This window comes from Xenorhabdus griffiniae (assembly GCF_001028135.1).
In the GTDB taxonomy this organism is placed as follows: domain Bacteria; phylum Pseudomonadota; class Gammaproteobacteria; order Enterobacterales; family Enterobacteriaceae; genus Xenorhabdus; species Xenorhabdus bakwenae.
Window position 1 is genome coordinate 70,695 of sequence record NZ_LDNM01000009.1, and the last position, 17,468, is coordinate 88,162.

At 46.6% G+C, this 17,468-nt stretch carries 18 protein-coding genes and 1 pseudogene; 7 read left to right on the plus strand and 12 right to left on the minus strand.

All coding sequences use genetic code 11. The features are described 5' to 3' along the window. Window positions 1–918: a (2E,6E)-farnesyl diphosphate synthase gene (ispA, locus tag AAY47_RS03285; protein ID WP_047766848.1), complete on the plus strand. Its 918-nt coding sequence runs from the start codon at window positions 1–3 to the stop codon at window positions 916–918. Between the two features lie 108 nt (window positions 919–1,026). Further along, on the plus strand, window positions 1,027–2,892 hold the full coding sequence (gene dxs / locus AAY47_RS03290; protein WP_047766850.1) for a 1-deoxy-D-xylulose-5-phosphate synthase: 1,866 nt from the start codon (window positions 1,027–1,029) through the stop codon (window positions 2,890–2,892). Between the two features lie 85 nt (window positions 2,893–2,977). Here the strand turns inward: dxs and AAY47_RS20345 are convergent. Further along, window positions 2,978–3,070 (minus strand): annotated as a pseudogene (locus AAY47_RS20345) (IS1 family transposase); the annotation flags it as partial. A gap of 314 nt (window positions 3,071–3,384) precedes the next feature. On the opposite strand from AAY47_RS20345, the gene AAY47_RS03300 reads away from it, so the two are divergent. Genes AAY47_RS03300 through pcp form a run of 3 tightly spaced genes read left to right on the plus strand, consistent with a single transcriptional unit; the run spans window position 3,385 to window position 5,812 of the window. Then, entirely contained in the window at window positions 3,385–4,113 is a 729-nt protein-coding gene (locus AAY47_RS03300) for a DUF969 domain-containing protein (protein ID WP_047766854.1), read from the plus strand. Then, window positions 4,110–5,129: a DUF979 domain-containing protein gene (locus AAY47_RS03305; RefSeq protein ID WP_200897733.1), complete on the plus strand. Its 1,020-nt coding sequence runs from the start codon at window positions 4,110–4,112 to the stop codon at window positions 5,127–5,129. Before AAY47_RS03300 ends, AAY47_RS03305 begins: the two co-directional genes overlap by 4 nt. 20 nt (window positions 5,130–5,149) lie before the next feature. Beyond that, window positions 5,150–5,812 (plus strand): pyroglutamyl-peptidase I, encoded by a 663-nt coding sequence (pcp, locus tag AAY47_RS03310; RefSeq protein WP_047766858.1) that lies wholly within the window; start codon window positions 5,150–5,152, stop codon window positions 5,810–5,812. Between the two features lie 50 nt (window positions 5,813–5,862). On the opposite strand, the gene pgpA is transcribed toward pcp, so the two are convergent. The 11 genes from pgpA to queA all read right to left on the minus strand — a co-directional run bounded on the left by pgpA (window position 5,863) and on the right by queA (window position 15,876). Beyond that, window positions 5,863–6,354, minus strand: a complete 492-nt coding sequence (pgpA, locus tag AAY47_RS03315) for a phosphatidylglycerophosphatase A (protein ID WP_047766859.1) — start codon at window positions 6,352–6,354, stop codon at window positions 5,863–5,865. After that, window positions 6,347–7,393, minus strand: a complete 1,047-nt coding sequence (thiL, locus tag AAY47_RS03320; RefSeq protein ID WP_047766860.1) for a thiamine-phosphate kinase — start codon at window positions 7,391–7,393, stop codon at window positions 6,347–6,349. The genes pgpA and thiL overlap by 8 nt, the downstream gene beginning before the upstream one ends. 100 nt (window positions 7,394–7,493) lie before the next feature. Beyond that, on the minus strand, window positions 7,494–7,910 hold the full coding sequence (nusB, locus tag AAY47_RS03325; protein ID WP_047766861.1) for a transcription antitermination factor NusB: 417 nt from the start codon (window positions 7,908–7,910) through the stop codon (window positions 7,494–7,496). A 29-nt stretch (window positions 7,911–7,939) separates the two neighbouring features. Beyond that, window positions 7,940–8,410, minus strand: a complete 471-nt coding sequence (gene ribE, locus AAY47_RS03330; RefSeq protein WP_047766862.1) for a 6,7-dimethyl-8-ribityllumazine synthase — start codon at window positions 8,408–8,410, stop codon at window positions 7,940–7,942. Between the two features lie 86 nt (window positions 8,411–8,496). Then, the gene (gene ribD, locus AAY47_RS03335; RefSeq protein WP_047766863.1) at window positions 8,497–9,603 is read right to left on the minus strand and encodes a bifunctional diaminohydroxyphosphoribosylaminopyrimidine deaminase/5-amino-6-(5-phosphoribosylamino)uracil reductase RibD; all 1,107 of its coding nucleotides are present in this window, start codon (window positions 9,601–9,603) and stop codon (window positions 8,497–8,499) included. A 43-nt stretch (window positions 9,604–9,646) separates the two neighbouring features. Then, a complete protein-coding gene (gene nrdR, locus AAY47_RS03340; protein ID WP_047766864.1) occupies window positions 9,647–10,096 on the minus strand; it encodes a transcriptional regulator NrdR in 450 nt (149 codons plus the stop codon). A gap of 121 nt (window positions 10,097–10,217) precedes the next feature. Then, complete coding sequence (gene secF / locus AAY47_RS03345) at window positions 10,218–11,186, minus strand: protein translocase subunit SecF (RefSeq protein WP_047766866.1); 969 nt, start codon at window positions 11,184–11,186, stop codon at window positions 10,218–10,220. Between the two features lie 10 nt (window positions 11,187–11,196). Next, window positions 11,197–13,044 carry a protein translocase subunit SecD gene (secD, locus tag AAY47_RS03350; protein WP_072059731.1) on the minus strand — a complete coding sequence of 616 codons (1,848 nt, stop codon included), beginning with the start codon at window positions 13,042–13,044 and terminating at the stop codon, window positions 11,197–11,199. Between the two features lie 28 nt (window positions 13,045–13,072). Continuing rightward, entirely contained in the window at window positions 13,073–13,411 is a 339-nt protein-coding gene (gene yajC, locus AAY47_RS03355) for a preprotein translocase subunit YajC (RefSeq protein ID WP_047766868.1), read from the minus strand. 123 nt (window positions 13,412–13,534) lie between these two features. After that, window positions 13,535–14,659 carry a tRNA guanosine(34) transglycosylase Tgt gene (gene tgt / locus AAY47_RS03360; RefSeq protein ID WP_047766871.1) on the minus strand — a complete coding sequence of 375 codons (1,125 nt, stop codon included), beginning with the start codon at window positions 14,657–14,659 and terminating at the stop codon, window positions 13,535–13,537. Window positions 14,660–14,802: 143 nt separating this feature from the next. Next, complete coding sequence (queA, locus tag AAY47_RS03365) at window positions 14,803–15,876, minus strand: tRNA preQ1(34) S-adenosylmethionine ribosyltransferase-isomerase QueA (RefSeq protein ID WP_047766873.1); 1,074 nt, start codon at window positions 15,874–15,876, stop codon at window positions 14,803–14,805. A gap of 104 nt (window positions 15,877–15,980) precedes the next feature. On the opposite strand from queA, the gene AAY47_RS03370 reads away from it, so the two are divergent. Beyond that, the gene (locus tag AAY47_RS03370; protein ID WP_047766875.1) at window positions 15,981–16,568 is read left to right on the plus strand and encodes an ACP phosphodiesterase; all 588 of its coding nucleotides are present in this window, start codon (window positions 15,981–15,983) and stop codon (window positions 16,566–16,568) included. 182 nt (window positions 16,569–16,750) lie between these two features. Next, window positions 16,751–17,353, plus strand: a complete 603-nt coding sequence (locus AAY47_RS03375; protein WP_047766878.1) for a peroxiredoxin C — start codon at window positions 16,751–16,753, stop codon at window positions 17,351–17,353. Window positions 17,354–17,468: the final 115 nt, after the last annotated feature.

The following is a 17,468-nucleotide window of genomic DNA, read 5'->3' on the forward strand; positions in this document are numbered from 1 at the left end:
ATGTCTGAACAATATAATGTTCCTTTTGAAGAAAGATTGCGCACTTGTCAGCAACATATTAATGACAAATTGATGGCAATATTTTCTTCATTGCCCTTTTTAAACAGCCCATTAGGTACAGCAATGCAATATGGTGCAGTACTGGGTGGAAAACGGCTACGGCCATTTTTAATTTACAGCGTGGGAGAAATGTTTGGTCTCCCTAAAAAGAGTCTGGATGCCGCCGCCCTCTCGATAGAGTGCATTCATGCCTATTCATTGATCCATGATGATTTACCCGCAATGGATAACGACGATTTACGCCGTGGGCAACCTACCTGTCATCTCAAATTTGGTGAAAGTCAGGCGATTTTAGCGGGTGATGCATTACAATCACTGGCCTTTGAAATTCTGGCAAAACAGGATATGCCCAGTGTGTCCCTATCCGATCGCCTTGCGATGATCGCTGAACTGGCAAGTGCCAGTGGCTTTGCCGGCATGTGTGGTGGGCAGTCGCTGGATTTGGCGGCAGAAGGTAAACAGATCGATCTTGCTTCACTGGAACAGATCCACCAACATAAAACCGGTGCATTAATACGTTCAGCCGTCCGATTAGGCGCTTATAGTGCGGGACAACGTGGCCGTGAAGTGCTGCCGTTACTGGAGCAATATGCCCAAGCCATCGGCCTGGCATTTCAGGTACATGACGATATTTTGGATGTCATTGGCAATACTGAAATTATTGGCAAGCGTCAGGGCAACGATCAGCAACTCGGCAAAAATACTTACCCTGTATTATTGGGTTTAGCACAAGCCCAACAAAAAGCCAGAGATCTGTATGAAGAAGCGCTCGACGCCCTTACAGAACTGGAAAAACGGTCATATGACACCGCAACCTTAAAGCAACTGGCTGGTTTTATCATTGAGAGAAACAGCTAAAGAAACCGGTAAAGCGTCTTACGGGGTGAACCTAGAAATTACACACGGATAATAACAGGGTTCTTACTATTTAACTTTTACGGATATAGCATTTTACACAGGCATAGCATGAGCATTGATATAGCGAAATATCCAACATTGGCATTGGCTGAGACTCCAGAAGAGCTTCGCCTGCTACCCAAAGAAACCTTGCCAAAGTTATGCGATGAACTGCGTCAATTTTTGCTGAACAGTGTCAGTCGCTCCAGTGGTCACTTTGCTTCCGGCCTTGGCGCTATCGAATTAACCGTCGCACTCCACTATGTTTATAAAACCCCCTTTGACAATTTAGTCTGGGATGTTGGTCACCAAGCCTACCCGCACAAAATTTTGACTGGACGCCGTGATCGCATTGATACCATTCGGCAAAAAAATGGCCTTCATCCCTTCCCGTGGCGGGAAGAAAGTGAATATGACACCTTGTGTGTCGGTCACTCATCCACCTCAATCAGCGCTGGCTTAGGTATGGCGACGGCTGCCAAACACGAGGGCAAAGGCCGCAAGACAGTATGTGTTATTGGGGATGGTGCCATTACGGCGGGCATGGCTTTCGAAGCGATGAACCATGCTGGCGATATCGATCCCGACATGCTGGTTATTCTCAATGACAATGAAATGTCTATCTCTGAAAACGTGGGAGCATTGAATAACCATCTGGCACAGATTCTGTCAGGCAAACTGTATACCACCCTGCGTGAAAGTGGCAAAAAAGTGTTTTCCAACCTGCCTCCAATCAAAGAATTATTGAAAAAAACGGAAGAACATCTGAAAGGCATGGTGGTTCCCGGAACGCTGTTTGAAGAACTTGGGTTCAACTATATCGGGCCGGTTGATGGTCATGACGTACTGGCGCTAACCCAGACTTTGAAAAACATGCGCGAACTGAAAGGGCCACAATTCCTGCATATCATGACAAAAAAAGGTCGTGGTTATGCCCCAGCGGAAAAAGATCCTATCAGTTGGCATGCCGTCCCCAAATTTGATCCCTCAACGGGTTCTTTGCCCAAAAGCACAGAGACTCGCCCGACATTTTCCAAGATCTTCGGTGACTGGCTGTGTGAACAAGCCGCTCATGATAAAAAACTGATGGCGATCACCCCAGCCATGCGCGAAGGTTCCGGTATGGTGCGCTTCTCCCGCGAATATCCTGAACAATATTTTGATGTCGCAATTGCCGAGCAGCATTCTGTCACCTTTGCTGCGGGTCTGGCTATTGGCGGCTACAAGCCTATCGTCGCCATTTATTCCACCTTCCTGCAACGCGCTTATGATCAGGTGATCCACGACGTCGCCATCCAAAACCTGCCTGTCTTATTTGCCATCGACCGTGGCGGCATTGTCGGTGCAGATGGTCAAACCCATCAAGGGGCTTTTGATCTTTCTTTCCTGCGCTGTATCCCGAATATGGTGATTATGGCTCCCAGCGATGAAAACGAATGCCGCCAGATGCTGCATACCGGATATCATTATCAAGCAGGTCCTGCTGCTGTTCGTTATCCTCGCGGTACAGGGACAGGCGCTGAACTCCAACCGCTGGAAACATTGCCAATAGGCAAGGGCGTAATCCGCCGTCAGGGAGAGCGCATTGCGATCCTTAACTTTGGCACATTATTAACCTATGCGCTGCAAGCGGCTGACGCCCTGAATGCAACCGTTGTGGATATGCGTTTTGTCAAACCGCTGGACAAAGATCTGGTGCTGGAAATGGCAGCCAGCCACGAACTGCTGGTGACCTTGGAAGAAAACGCCATCATGGGTGGTGCAGGCAGTGGGATTAACGAATTGCTGATGCAAGAAAAGGTGCCAGTTCCCGTATTAAATCTGGGTTTACCCGATGACTTTATCCCGCAAGGAACACAACAAGAGCTGCACACTGATTTAGGGCTGGATGCGGCAGGTATTCAAAATAAGATCGAGAAATATCTGGCTAAATAACCTCTAATTATGGATGGGGGTTTAATAAAAACCCCATCCATTTTACTGCCTATTTTGGGTCACATATGCGAAATATTAATTTGTCTTAAATATAATATTCCCTTTCGATAAAAGTCCCGATGACTTTGTCATGCATTTCCGGTGACTTAGAATAACCCAATGTTTTACGGTTCAGACGAGGCTCCCAAGCATACCATAACCAACGCTGTTGCTCGGTATTTCACCTCTGCCGTTGTCATCTTATTTCCTGAAAAAGTGAGGGGGATACATGAGAAACAACAAATTGAATGCGTGACCTTCTCATCCAATAAACGCTTTTTCATCCAAGAAGTGATCTACATTCCACTTTTACAATCCATTGCGAATTTTATTTGCTTATTTGTTAATCGAAGTTTATTTATTGTTCAACAACGCGCAAACAATGCATTAACAATAAACACAACCTAAACCCACAATAAAACAACAATACATTTATTCACGGGGAAATAAAATATGCAGCAAACCATCAACTTTTGGCCCCTAATCGGGATCGCCATCATCATCATCGGTTTTGTCATCAGATTTAATCCGGTTCTGGTCGTCACCATTGCTGGACTTGTCACGGGATTGGCTGCTCACATGCCGATAGCTGATATTTTGGAGAAGCTAGGTTCTGGGTTTGTTAATACCCTAAATTTGACACTGACCATCCTGCTTCCTTTAGTCATCATTGGCCTATTGGAAAGACACGGTTTAAAAGAACGGGCCCAGAAATCCATTGCTCATATCAAAATGGCGACAACCGGGCGTCTATTGATTGTCTATCTGTTTATACGGGAAATCTCCGCCGCATTAGGTTTAACCAGTTTAGGCGGGCATCCGCAAATGGTTCGTCCCCTGTTAGCGCCTATGGCAGAAGGGGCGGCTGAAAATCAATATGGAGAATTGCCGGATTCAGTTCGTCATCGCATTCGCGCGATGTCTGCAGCAACGGATAATACCGGTCTGTTCTTTGGGGAGGATATTTTTGTCGCCTTCGGGGCCATTATCTTTATGCACAACTTCATGCTGGAATCAGGGGGCATTCACACCGAACCGTTACATATCGCCCTTTGGGGGATCCCTACCGCCATTTGTGCTTTTCTCATCCATTCAGTTCGGTTATATCGCCTTGATTACCGTATTGCCAACGAATTGAATGCCTTGAATCACACCAAATTGCACAACCAGGAGGAGAAATAATGTTTCAATTACAGTATCTCTACGTGCTGGCTGGAGTGCTCTTGCTGGCTGTCGCTATCATGTCATGGCGGGATATTGCTAACCCTCGCCGTTTAACGACCGGTCTATTCTGGGCACTTTACGGTTTGATCTTCATGATGGGGAAATGGAGTCATCATATAATAGCTATCTGGATTAGCGATGAAGCCCATGCTCAAAGAATTGCCCATATTAGTATCGGGGTGCTGGTCGTTCTTATGGCACTATTGGCAGGGTTTGGTGGAGTTCAGCTGGGAAATTATCATCAACGCACCCCAGAACAACGGCGGGAAGGCGCTGAGCGTCTTGGCAATCAACTATTTTTTCCCGTCTTGCTGATCCCCGTTGTCACAATGATTGGCGTATTGATGTTTAACCACATTCCAGGCTTACAACAAGCCGTCTTTGGTGAGGGAAATCATGCAACTCTGGTGACTCTCTTTTCAATTACTCTCGGCTGTCTGATAGGATTAATTATGGCATTACGCATAAGCCGTGATGTCATAACACAGCCAATACAGGAGACTCGCCGCCTGCTGGACTCCATTGGTTGCGTATTCATCCTGCCACAACTTCTGGCTACGCTCGGATTGCTGTTTACGACTGCCGGTATCGGCACGGTGATTGCCCACCTGACCGAAAGTTATATCGCTGTCGATAATCGCTTTATCGCCGTGGCAGCTTACGTATTGGGTATAGCTCTGCTGACTATAGTTATGGGTAATGCTTTCGCGGCTTTTCCCATCGTGACTGCCGGTATTGGCATTCCCATTTTGATCTTACAGCACGGTGGCAATCCTGCCGTTATGGCTGCCATTGGTATGTTCTCCGGCTATTGCGGTACGTTGATGACCCCCATGGCGGCAAATTTTAATCTCGTCCCTGCTGCCCTGTTAGAGTTGCCTGACCGCAATGCGGTCATCAAGGCACAAATCCCCACAGGATGTGTCTTATTACTTACCAATGTATTCCTGCTCTATTTTCTACTCTTCTTATAAAACAACAACAAGGAACCGTCATGAAAGTTATCGCCACAAAAACCATTCTCGTCACTGCTTTTGAGCCTTTCGCTGGTGAAACCGTCAATCCATCATGGGAAGCTGTTAGGCTATTGCAGGGATGTCAAATCGCGGGTGCAAATATTGAAGTTCGCCAACTGCCTTGCGTTTTCGATACTTCTCTGGAACAGCTTTATGCGGCAATTGAACACGTTAAACCAGAAGTAGTGATTTCAGTCGGGGAAGCTGGAAACAGATCAAATATCAGCGTAGAACGTGTCGCAATCAATGTTAACGATGCCCGTATTCCTGATAATGCAGGCCAACAACCCATTGATACCCCTGTCATTGTCGACAGCCCTACAGCTTATTTTTCTACCCTACCCATCAAGGCGATAGTCAGTGAATTAAATAATGCAGGAATTCCTGCAACACTATCCCAAACTGCGGGAACCTTCGTTTGCAATCATGTTATGTACGGTTTGCTGCATTATTTAAACCAACGTACTCCTGCTGTGCGTGGTGGTTTTATCCATGTTCCTTATTTACCTGAGCAGGCAATAAAGCATTCTGGTGCGCCAAGTATGGCTGTAGAGATGATGACAACAGCCTTGAAAATCGCTATTGAGTCAACATTGAAGCATGAAAAAGACATTACCATTTCTGGCGGAACAACAAGCTGAAAAAACATCCTGAAAAATAATAGCCACCTGAATTCCAGTGGCTATTTAACTTAGAAAGGTAACAGTTGGTAGAAATTCAGTAACCAGATGACTATAACCGCAAAGATTGCCGCGATAATGTCATCCAGCATGATGCCAATACCCCCTTTCACATAACGGTCAAACCAGCGAATCGGCCACGGTTTCCACATATCAAAAATGCGGAATACCACAAAGCCAACCAAAACCCATTGCCAATTGAGCACAGGGATCGCCATCAGTGTGATCCACATTCCGATGAATTCATCCCAAACGACACAACCGGGATCTTCCACTTTCATGGCATCGGCCGCTTTCTGGCAAATCACACAACCAATGACAGTGCCCAACACAATAACCAACCAAATTCCCCATGTCGGTAGCTGCGCCAGCAGCAACCAGAAAGGGATCGCCGCCACTGAACCCATTGTGCCCGGGATAATCGGCGATAAGCCACTACCGAATCCCGTAGCCAATAAGTGCCACGGATTACTCATTTTTAAGTGGCGTTTTGCGTCATCCATGCGTTCCCTCCGTTTGATCGTTTTCTTCCTTGTGTGCAGCTGGACAAGGTACTATCCGTTTTTTATCCGTTTTAAAGTGGTCAAAGCCGTTCAGATCCAACTCAATTTCTTCGTTATTGTTAAAATAGCGGATGCCTTCTGATTCTGGCCTGATTTGCCCAATACAACAGAAACTTGCCCCCGAATGGGCCAATGCCATATTTAACGCACCACGGTTAAGCTCAGGTACAGTAAAGCACAACTCATAATCTTCCCCACCACTCAGTGCCCATTTCAACGCCTGTTCCGCAGGAACATATTGCTGCGTCGCTTCTGAATAAGGCAGCGCCTCCAGATTAATACGCGCACCACATTGGCTAGCTGTCAGAATATGGTTGAGATCAGAAATCAGTCCATCGGACAGATCAATTGCGGCAGAAGCAAGATCACGCAGAGCCTGCCCTTGTAAAACACGTGGTTGTGGACGGAGATGGCGCTTAACCAACCAATTGTGGATCGCAGGATCTTCTACGGTCAGATGCTCTTGCAACAAGGCAAGCCCTGCGGCGCTGTCACCCAGAGTTCCGGTGACATAAATCCAATCACCGTTCTTCGCACCAGCACGACGCAACGCCCTGCCAACCGGCACCAATCCATGTACGGTTAAGGTCAAACTCATGGGACCTTTTGTCGTATCGCCACCAATCAATTGCATACCGTAATAGTTCAATTGTTCAAACAGGCTATCACTAAATCGTTTTAACCAATCCTCATTGACGTCAGGCAACGTTAACGCCAACGATGCCCAAGCAGGATCTGCCCCAACGGCAGCCAAATCACTGATGTTGACAGCCAGTGCCTTATAAGCCAAATCTTCCGGTGAAATATCAGGAAGGAAATGGACACCTGCGACCAACGTATCCGTTGTTACCGCTAATTCCTGCTTATCTGCGACAGTCATCAGTGCACAATCATCACCAATCCCTAGGCTTACATCACGTCGGCGGCTGAGAGGGCGATTGAAATAACGTGCAATGAGGTCAAATTCACCACATGCCATAATAGAATTCCAAAAGTGACCAACGATGAGTACATGAGGCCGGAAATCCGGCCTCATGTGTAAAATCATCGAGTTATAATGGGGAACTCCTGGCAAGCAATCACTTTTTCTTACGTGCTGCTGGGCCAGCTTTATCCAAAACCCCATTCACGAATTTATGACTATCTTCAGCACCAAATGTTTTTGCCAGTTCAATGCCTTCATTAATAGCCACTTTGTAGGGAACATCATCACGAAAGCTTAGTTCAAACATCGCAACGCGCAAGATGGCTTTTTCTACCTGACCTAACTCTTCGAGCTGGCGGGAAAGATAAGGCGCCATCAAGGCATCCAATTTTGTAGCATTGACTGCTACCCCGGACAGCAATTCACGAAAATAGGTGACATCAACACCGGTTACATCCTGCTCTGACAAAAACTGCAATTCAACATCAGCAATGCTGTTTTTGGATAATTGCCACGAATAAATTGCCTGAACAGCACATTCACGAGCACGACGACGAGCAGCAGGTTTCACAAAATTCCCCTTAATTAAAACTAAAAAATTCAGCCTTTAATGGCTTTGATTACATTGATCATTTCCAACGCGGTCAAGGCGGCTTCCGCCCCTTTATTGCCCGCTTTAGTCCCGGCGCGTTCAATCGCCTGTTCAATATTTTCTGTTGTCAGAACACCTAATGTGACAGGAATGTTGCTGGACATTGCCACGCTGGACAGACCTGAACTACATTCGCCGGCAACATATTCGAAATGGGCTGTTCCGCCACGGATAACCGTACCCAAAGCGATAACCGCATCATATTTCTGGGACTCCGCCAGCACCTTGACCGCCAATGGCAGTTCATAAGCCCCCGGCACCCATACTACGGTGATATTGTCTGAAGAAACCTGCCCGATGCGTTCTAACGCATCAACGGCCCCTTCCAGCAGGCTGTCATTAATGAAGTTGTTAAAGCGAGCAACTGCAATAGCAATGCGGGCTTCAGGAGCTGCAACAACACCTTTGATTACGTTCATAGCCTTCCTTATATTTATTCATATCCGCAGGGGCGCGGATCTTATCACATTATTTTTGATTTAGGGCTATCCCAAAATCAAAACACTTAACACGGCCGTAAGCGAAGACGCACATCAGAACCAATCTGTTGAACATCAAACAGAGAAAATTCAGGCGCATCCGATAATTTTTGCAATTCAGGGATATCGAACAAGCCACGGGCACCATTTCCCAATATTTTCGGTGCGATATAAAGGATCAATTCATCGACCAATCCTAGCGATAATAAAGCCCCGGCCAAAGCAGGGCCGCATTCTGCCCACACAGAATTTACCTGACGCTTTCCAAGTTGCATCATCAGCAACACTAAATCAGCACCGACACCATGTTCTGGCAATAAAATCTGTTCGGTATTATCAGGCCATTTTTGCTGATCTTGCTTAGTACGTGCTAACCAACATTCCCCGGGTTGCCGGACAACTTGATGCTGTGGCGTCACACGATTTTGGCTATCCATAATGATACGGATGGGCTGGCGAAGCCATGCTTGCGGATAAACTGCTTGGGTTTCCGCATCCAGTTCATTCCAACGGACAGTCAGGGAAGGATCATCCGCCAATACCGTTGCGCTGGAACTCAAAATGGCGCTGCACTGCGCCCGTAATTTCTGCACATCCTGACGGGCTTCCGGTGAGGTAATCCACTTGCTTTCCCCTGATACCAACGCAGTTCGGCCATCCAATGATGCGCCCAGTTTCAATTGCAGGTACGGGAACCCTGTACGCATACGTTTAAGAAACCCCTTATTCAAGGATTCCGCCTGTTCCATCATCAAACCATGTTCAACGGCAATTCCGGCCTGCTGCAATTGATACAAACCACGCCCAGCCACCTGAGGGTTGGGATCTTGCATCGCTACCACAACACGGCTTATGCCTGCGGCAATTAAAGCATCAGCACAAGGGGGGGTTTTACCGTGATGGCTGCATGGTTCAAGGGTAACGTAAGCTGTCGCGCCTTTCGCTTTTTCACCGGCCATACGCAAGGCATGAACTTCTGCGTGAGGCCCGCCCGCCCGGGCATGAAAACCTTCCCCGATGATCTGCCCATCCTTAACGATGACGCAACCTACATTCGGATTTGGGGATGTTGTAAAACGGCCCTGATACGCCAGCTCCAGCGCTCTGGACATATATATTTCATCAAGTGTCATAGCGTTTAATCAATGTTCTGGTTTTTAGTAAGAGTTACAACGTTTAATCTTGTAGTCTGGCAATCTCTTCACCGAATTCGCGAATATCTTCAAAGCTGCGATAAACAGAGGCAAAACGGATATAGCCCACTTTATCCAGTTTTTTCAGCGCATCCATGACAAAGTTTCCGATCATTTTGGACGGAATTTCACGCTCTCCTGTTGCCCGTACCTGTGACTTAATGTGACTAATTGCGGTTTCCACATCATCAGAGCTGACAGGGCGCTTTTCCAGTGCTTTCTGCATTCCACGACGCAATTTTTCTTCGTCGAAAGGCTCTCGAATGTCATCACTTTTAATCACTCGCGGCATCACCAGTTCCGCAACTTCAAATGTAGTGAAACGTTCATGACATTCCAGGCACTGACGGCGACGGCGCACTTGTGAGCCATCCCCTACCAGACGGGAATCAATAACTTTAGTATCAACGGCTGCGCAAAATGGGCAATGCATATCGTTTCCTGACAGTTAACCGAAGGGATAACAGTGTACCTTGAAGTGATGACGAAAAACACCCTGTCAGTAAGTACTCACAGGGTGTTTAAGCAATACCCGTGCTCGATCATGCAAATAATTAAGGAAGAATAGAGGGCTGATCTGCCCCTTCTTTCTCAACTTTCTGCTGGATCAAATGCTCACGCTTCATGCCCAATTTCAAAGCCAGTGCAGAAGCAACATAGATAGAAGAGATTGTACCGATAGAAACACCGATTAACATGACAAGTGAGAAACCTTTCAGCATTTCACCCCCGAAAATGTACAGCATCAATACAACCAACAAGGTGGTTGCAGAAGTCATGATGGTACGGCTCAAGGTCTGAGTCAGGGAAATGTTGGTGATTTCATACGACGTACCACGGCGTATCTTACGGAAGTTCTCACGGATACGATCTGACACCACGATGCTATCGTTCAATGAGTAGCCGATAACGGACATCAACGATGCAACAATAGTCAGGTCAATTTCGATGTGGAACAACGACAGAATACCCAATGTAATAATCACGTCATGCGCCAGTGCAATAACGGCCCCCAATGCCAGACGCCACTCAAAGCGGAAACCGACATAAATCAGGATACAGATCAGTGCAACCAGTAATGCCATCGCTCCGGTTTGTGCCAGTTCGTTCCCGACACTAGGGCCAACGAATTCGACACGTTTAACTTTGGCATCTTTATCAATATCCTGGTTAATCACCGAGATAATCTTATTGCCAAGCTCTTGCCCTGCATTACCTTCCACCGGTGGCATACGTACTATCACATCACGGCTGCTACCAAAATTTTGCAACAGTGGATCAGCAAAACCATTCTGGCTCAGACTCTCACGCATCTTGTCCAGATCCGCAGGTTGACTCAGCTTCACCTCAATGACCGTACCACCGGTAAAATCAAGCCCCCAGTTAAACCCACGAACCCCCATCATAATGATGGAAGCGATCAACAGCAGGAACGAAATCCCAAAGGCAACGTTGTCCCAGCGCATAAAGTCGATAACTTTACGCCCATAGTTTAATTGTTCAACACTATAATCCTGCGCCACAACGTGCTCCTTAAATTGACAACTTATTGATACGCTTACCACCGTACAGCAAGTTCACGATTGCACGTGTTCCCACAATAGCAGTGAACATTGAAGTCGCCACACCAATACTGGTGGTGATCGCGAAGCCCTTGATAGAGCCAGTACCTACTGCATACAAAATAATAGCTGTAATCAGCGTAGTCAGGTTTGCATCGATGATACTGGAGAACGCCCCTTTATAGCCTTCGTGAATTGCCTGCTGCACCGTACGGCCATTGCGCAATTCTTCTTTGATACGTTCGTTGATCAATACGTTCGCATCCACGGCGACGGCAAGCGTCAAGACGATACCCGCAATCCCCGGCATGGTCAGGGTCGCCCCCGGCAGCAGGGACATAATACCCACGATCAGCACCAGGTTAGCCAGCAGCGCAGAACTCGCAATCAGACCAAACTTGCGGTAGTAAATCACCATAAATACGACAGATGCAATCAGGCCCCACAAACACGCTTCAAGGCCCTGCTCAATATTCTGCAAGCCCAGAGTTGGCCCAATCGTACGCTCTTCCACAATCTGGATTGGTGCAATCAACGCCCCTGCCCGCAGTAATAGTGATAACTGACGAGCTTCGGCCGGATTGCTAATACCGGTAATACGGAAACTGTTACCTAAGCGTGACTGAATCGTGGCAATGTTGATAACTTCTTCTTGCTTAACCAAAACCGCACGACCATTGGCATCTTTCTTGCCACTGTCCTTATATTCCACAAACAGCGTTGCCATTGGCTTTTGCAGATTATCTTTGGTGAAATTAGACATTGCTGTGCCGCCCGCGCTATCCAGGGAAATATTCACCTGTGGATAACCGTTCTCATCAGTACTGGAGGTCGAATCGGTGATATGGTCGCCCGTCAGGATAACGCGCTTATACAGTACAACCGGGTTACCATCACGAGTGTCTTTCACTTCTGAATCAGCCGGAATGCGGCCATACTGCACGACATTTTGATCAACACTGGTATTGACCAGACGGAATTCCAGAGTTGCAGTTGCCCCCAGGATTTCTTTCGCGCGGGCAGTATCCTGAATACCAGGCAGTTCAACCACAATGCGGTCTGCACCTTGACGTTGAACCAGAGGTTCTGCAACCCCTAATTGGTTGACACGATTACGCAAGATAGTGATGTTCTGCTGTACTGCATAAGAACGAGCTTCACGCAGACGTTCATCACTCATCACCACTTTCAGCGTGCTGTTGGCTTCACTGGAGAACACCAAATCACGGTGACGAGGTTCAAGATAGCTTTCTGCTTTAGAACGTGCATCGTTATCACGGAAACGAACTTCGACGCCATAATTATCCGTTTTGCGGATAGTCGAATAAGGGATGCCTTGATCACGCAGTTCAGAACGCAGGCCATCAATATTCTGTTCCTGCAATTTACTCAGCGCGGTTTCCATATCCACTTCCATCAAGAAGTGGACACCGCCACGCAGGTCAAGACCCAGTTTCATCGGTTCAGCACCGACTGCCCTTAACCAGACAGGTGTTGCAGGCGCGAGGTTCAATGCGACAACATACTGTTCACCTAGCGCAGAAACTAACGCTTCACGCGCACGAAGCTGCACATCAGTGTTATTGAAACGAGCAAGAATTGCGCCATTTTCCAATGCAATGGACTTGCTCTTGATTTGATCTTTTTCTAAAACATTACGGACTTGGTCCAGCGTTTTTTCACTGGCGGCGATGCCTCGCACGCCAGTAATTTGTACAGCCGGATCCTCACCATAAAGGTTGGGAAGTGCATAAAGCAAACCGATGAGGATCGCAGCGATCAGCATCAGATACTTCCACAAAGGATAACGGTTCAACACGGCAGTTCCCTTCGGGAAAATCGGAAAATTAAATAGCCTTCATTGTACCTTTCGGCAAAATGGCAGCAACGAAGTCACGTTTGACAGTTATTTCTGTGGTGTCATTCAAGGCAATAACTACATAGCCGGTATCAGACACTTTAGAGACACGACCCACCAAACCACCAGAAGTCAGCACTTCATCCCCTTTGGAGATGGAATCCATCAGTTTTTTATGTTCTTTGGTGCGTTTTTGTTGTGGACGCAGGATCATGAAATAGAAAATCAAACCGAAAACAACCAGCATGATAATCAGAGAATATGGGCTTCCCTGAGTTTGCACTGGTGCGCCAGCAGCTGCCGCAGCTTCAGAAATAAAAAAACTCATCAAATTTCCCTCATTGTTATCGAAAATGTGACTGTCGAAAACATTGCTATTAAAATCGACAGTGGCTCGATCAAAAACCAGCCCAATATGCTACACATATTGAGACTGATTAGTCACGATAAATTATATATTTAACGGCGGAACGGGTTTACCGATCTGCTGATAAAACGCTTCAACAAACTGTTCCAGTTTGCCTTCTTCAATGGCCTGACGAATTCCAGCCATCAAGCGCTGATAATACCTTAAATTATGTATCGTATTCAGCCTTGCACCAAGAATTTCGTTACAACGATCAAGGTGATGGAGGTATGCCCGGCTATAATTGCGGCAAGTATAGCAGTCACAATGCTCATCCAAGGGAGATGTATCTTCTTTATGTTTGGCATTGCGGATTTTGATAACCCCTTCGGTCACAAACAGGTGACCATTGCGGGCATTACGAGTTGGCATCACACAGTCAAACATATCGATACCACGACGAACGCCTTCAACCAAATCCTCTGGCTTGCCGACGCCCATCAAATAGCGAGGCTTATCCTGTGGGATCTGAGGGCAAACATATTCCAGAATACGGTGCATATCTTCTTTCGGCTCACCGACGGCCAGTCCCCCTACAGCGTAGCCATCAAAGCCGATTTCCACCAGCCCTTTTATGGAGATATCACGCAAATCTTCGTAAACACTCCCCTGAATAATACCAAACAAGGCATTTTTATTATCCAGCTCATCAAAACGTTGACGACTGCGGGCAGCCCAGCGCAATGACATTTCCATGGAACGCTTCGCATAATCCCAATCAGCAGGATAAGGCGTACATTCATCAAAAATCATGACAATGTCAGAACCCAAGTCATATTGGATTTCCATGGATTTTTCTGGGCTGAGGAACACAGGCGTTCCATTAATTGGGTTACGGAAGTGAACGCCTTCTTCCTTGATTTTACGCATGGCACCGAGACTGAAAACCTGAAAACCGCCAGAGTCAGTCAGAATGGGGCCTTGCCACTGCATAAAATCATGCAGGTCACCATGCAATTTCATGATTTCCTGTCCCGGACGCAACCAAAGGTGGAAAGTATTCCCCAACAGGATTTGCGCTCCTGTTTCTTTCACCTCTTCTGGTGTCATACCTTTTACCGTGCCATAAGTTCCCACTGGCATAAATGCCGGTGTTTCCACCACGCCACGATCAAAAATCAAACGACCACGACGGGCATTTCCATCCGTCTTTTGTAACTCAAATTTCACTTAACCTCCAGACATCAGAAAAACAGTCTGATGCTATGTTTAGATATCATTCAAATCAGCGGGGCTGAAATGAAGAATATTTTGATTTTAAACTCTTTTATTACAAAACATTAAATTGATTTCAGCACCGTTTCTTCTGGTACTCACTCTTTTAATACCCGTTCTTTTGCCGCCATTTTATTGCGATTAATAAACATTGCATCGCCATAACTAAAAAAGCGATATTCTTTTGCTACCGCTTCTTTGTAGGCATTCATGGTATTCTTATACCCGGCGAACGCAGAAACCAGCATGATAAGGGTGGATTCTGGCAGATGGAAATTGGTGATCAGGGCATCGACAACCTGATATTCAAATCCAGGATAGATAAAAATTTGGGTATCATCAAAAAATGGCGCGATAATCCCATCCTGACAAGCTCTTGCGGCACTTTCCAGCGAACGGACCGATGTTGTCCCTACAGCAATAACCCGATTACCACGCGCTTTACATGCCAGCACCGCATCCACGACATCCTGTGGTACTTCCGCATATTCGGCATGCATCACATGATCTTCGATGGTTTCCACTCGCACAGGCTGGAAAGTACCGGCACCAACGTGCAAGGTGACAAAGGCCATCTCAATGCCTTTTGCACGCAAGGCAGCCAAAAGGGGTTCATCAAAATGCAATCCGGCAGTTGGTGCCGCCACCGCACCTGGGCGTTCACTATAGACTGTCTGGTACAACTCACGATCCGCATCTTCATCAGGACGAGCGATATAAGGCGGCAGAGGCATATGACCAATTTGATCCAAAATGGTCAATACATCACGCTCATCATCAAAACGGATTTCAAACAAAGTATCATGACGCGCCAGCATCGTTGCCTTAATGCTCTGCGCTTCACCAAGGATAAGTTCAGCACCTTCTTTCGGTGCTTTGGAAGCACGAACGTGAGCAAGCACTCGCTTACTGTCCAGCATCCTTTCGACTAAAACTTCCAACTTTCCCCCCGTCGCTTTGCGGCCAAACAGGCGCGCAGGGATAACGCGGGTGTTATTGAAAACCAATAAATCTCCGGCTTCCAGCTTCTCCAGCACATCAGTAAAAACACCGTGTGCCAGCTTGCCTGTTTCACCATCGAGGGAAAGCAGGCGGCAGGCACTTCGCTGTGGCTGGGGATAGTGAGCAATCAGCTCTTCTGGCAGTTCAAATGTAAAATCAGCGACACGCATTTTATCTGTATCATTCAAAAAAACAGGCGGACTAGTCTAGTGCTGCAAGCGCAAGGGTGCAACAAAGAAGCACCGGGTTTAACTATTTACGGTATACTCTCGCTATGAATTTTCTCGCACACCTTCATTTAGCTGCATTAGCGGAAAGTTCCTTACTGGGGAATTTGATGGCAGATTTCGTCCGTGGTTCTCCAGAAGGCGCATTCTGTTCTGATATTGTAGCCGGTATCCGTATGCACCGTCGGGTAGACAGCCTGACGGACAAGCATCCACTTGTCCTGGAAGCGCGCAAATTATTTCGCCCCGAATATCGGCGCGTTGCCCCCATTACCCTTGATATCATTTGGGATCACTTTCTTTCTCGCCATTGGGACAAATATGAAAAAAATTACTCCTTGCCCGAATTTGTCAATCTTGCCCGCAACAATATAGAACCTCATCTCGCGTCAACCCCTGAAAAATTTCGGGAATTGAATAACTACCTCTGGTCACAAAACTTATTCATCCGTTATGCCGATATGTCATGCATCGCCAATGTCTTACAGAGCATGGCACGCAGGCGCCCCAAATTATCCGCATTGGCAGGATCGTATCAGGATATTGAAAATCATTACCTTGATTTTGAAACACTATTTTGCCAGTTCTATCCAGAAATGATGTCACTAGCAACAAATAAGCATCTGTTTGAGTAGCCACTATCTTGAACTTTTCACAAATAGTTTTATCTTATGCAGTCTAAAAGGAATTAAAAACTGTTTATTGATAGGTAAAAACTATTATATTGATTGGTATTTTATTCTTTATTGCTATAACCTAATTCCTTATGCTGTAACCCGTTTTTACATAACACCTTTTAAAATCACAGGAGTCAATTATGGTTTTAGTCACCCGCCAAGCCCCTGACTTTACAGCTGCCGCAGTTCTCGGTAACGGTGAAATTGTTAATAACTTCAATCTGAAAAAACACCTGAATGGCCGTGCTGCTGTTATTTTCTTCTGGCCAATGGATTTCACTTTCGTTTGTCCTTCTGAGCTGATTGCTTTCGACCATCGCTATGAAGAGTTCCAGAAACGTGGTGTTGAAGTTGTTGGTGTATCCTTCGACTCTGAATTCGTCCACAACGCATGGCGTAAAACTTCAATCAACGAAGGTGGCATCGGCGAAGTCAAATATCCAATGGTAGCTGACATCAAACGTGACATCATGAAAGCTTACGGCATTGAGCACCCGGAAGCCGGCGTTGCTCTGCGGGGTTCTTTCTTGATTGACAAAAATGGTGTTGTTCGCCATCAGGTGGTTAACGATCTGCCACTGGGTCGTAACATCGATGAAATGCTGCGTATGGTTGACGCTATGCAATTCCATGAAGAGCACGGCGAAGTTTGCCCTGCACAATGGGAGAAAGGCCAGGAAGGTATGGGCGCTTCACCGGAAGGCGTAGCAAAATACCTGACCAAAAACGCTGATAAGCTGTAATCCCGTTAGGATTCAATCTGTTCATAACTTTACGTTATGAAGCATTCCAAACCAGCCGCCCAATCGGCTGGTTTTTTACTTTCCAAAATCCTGAGCTTTCGATAAGGTAAATTAC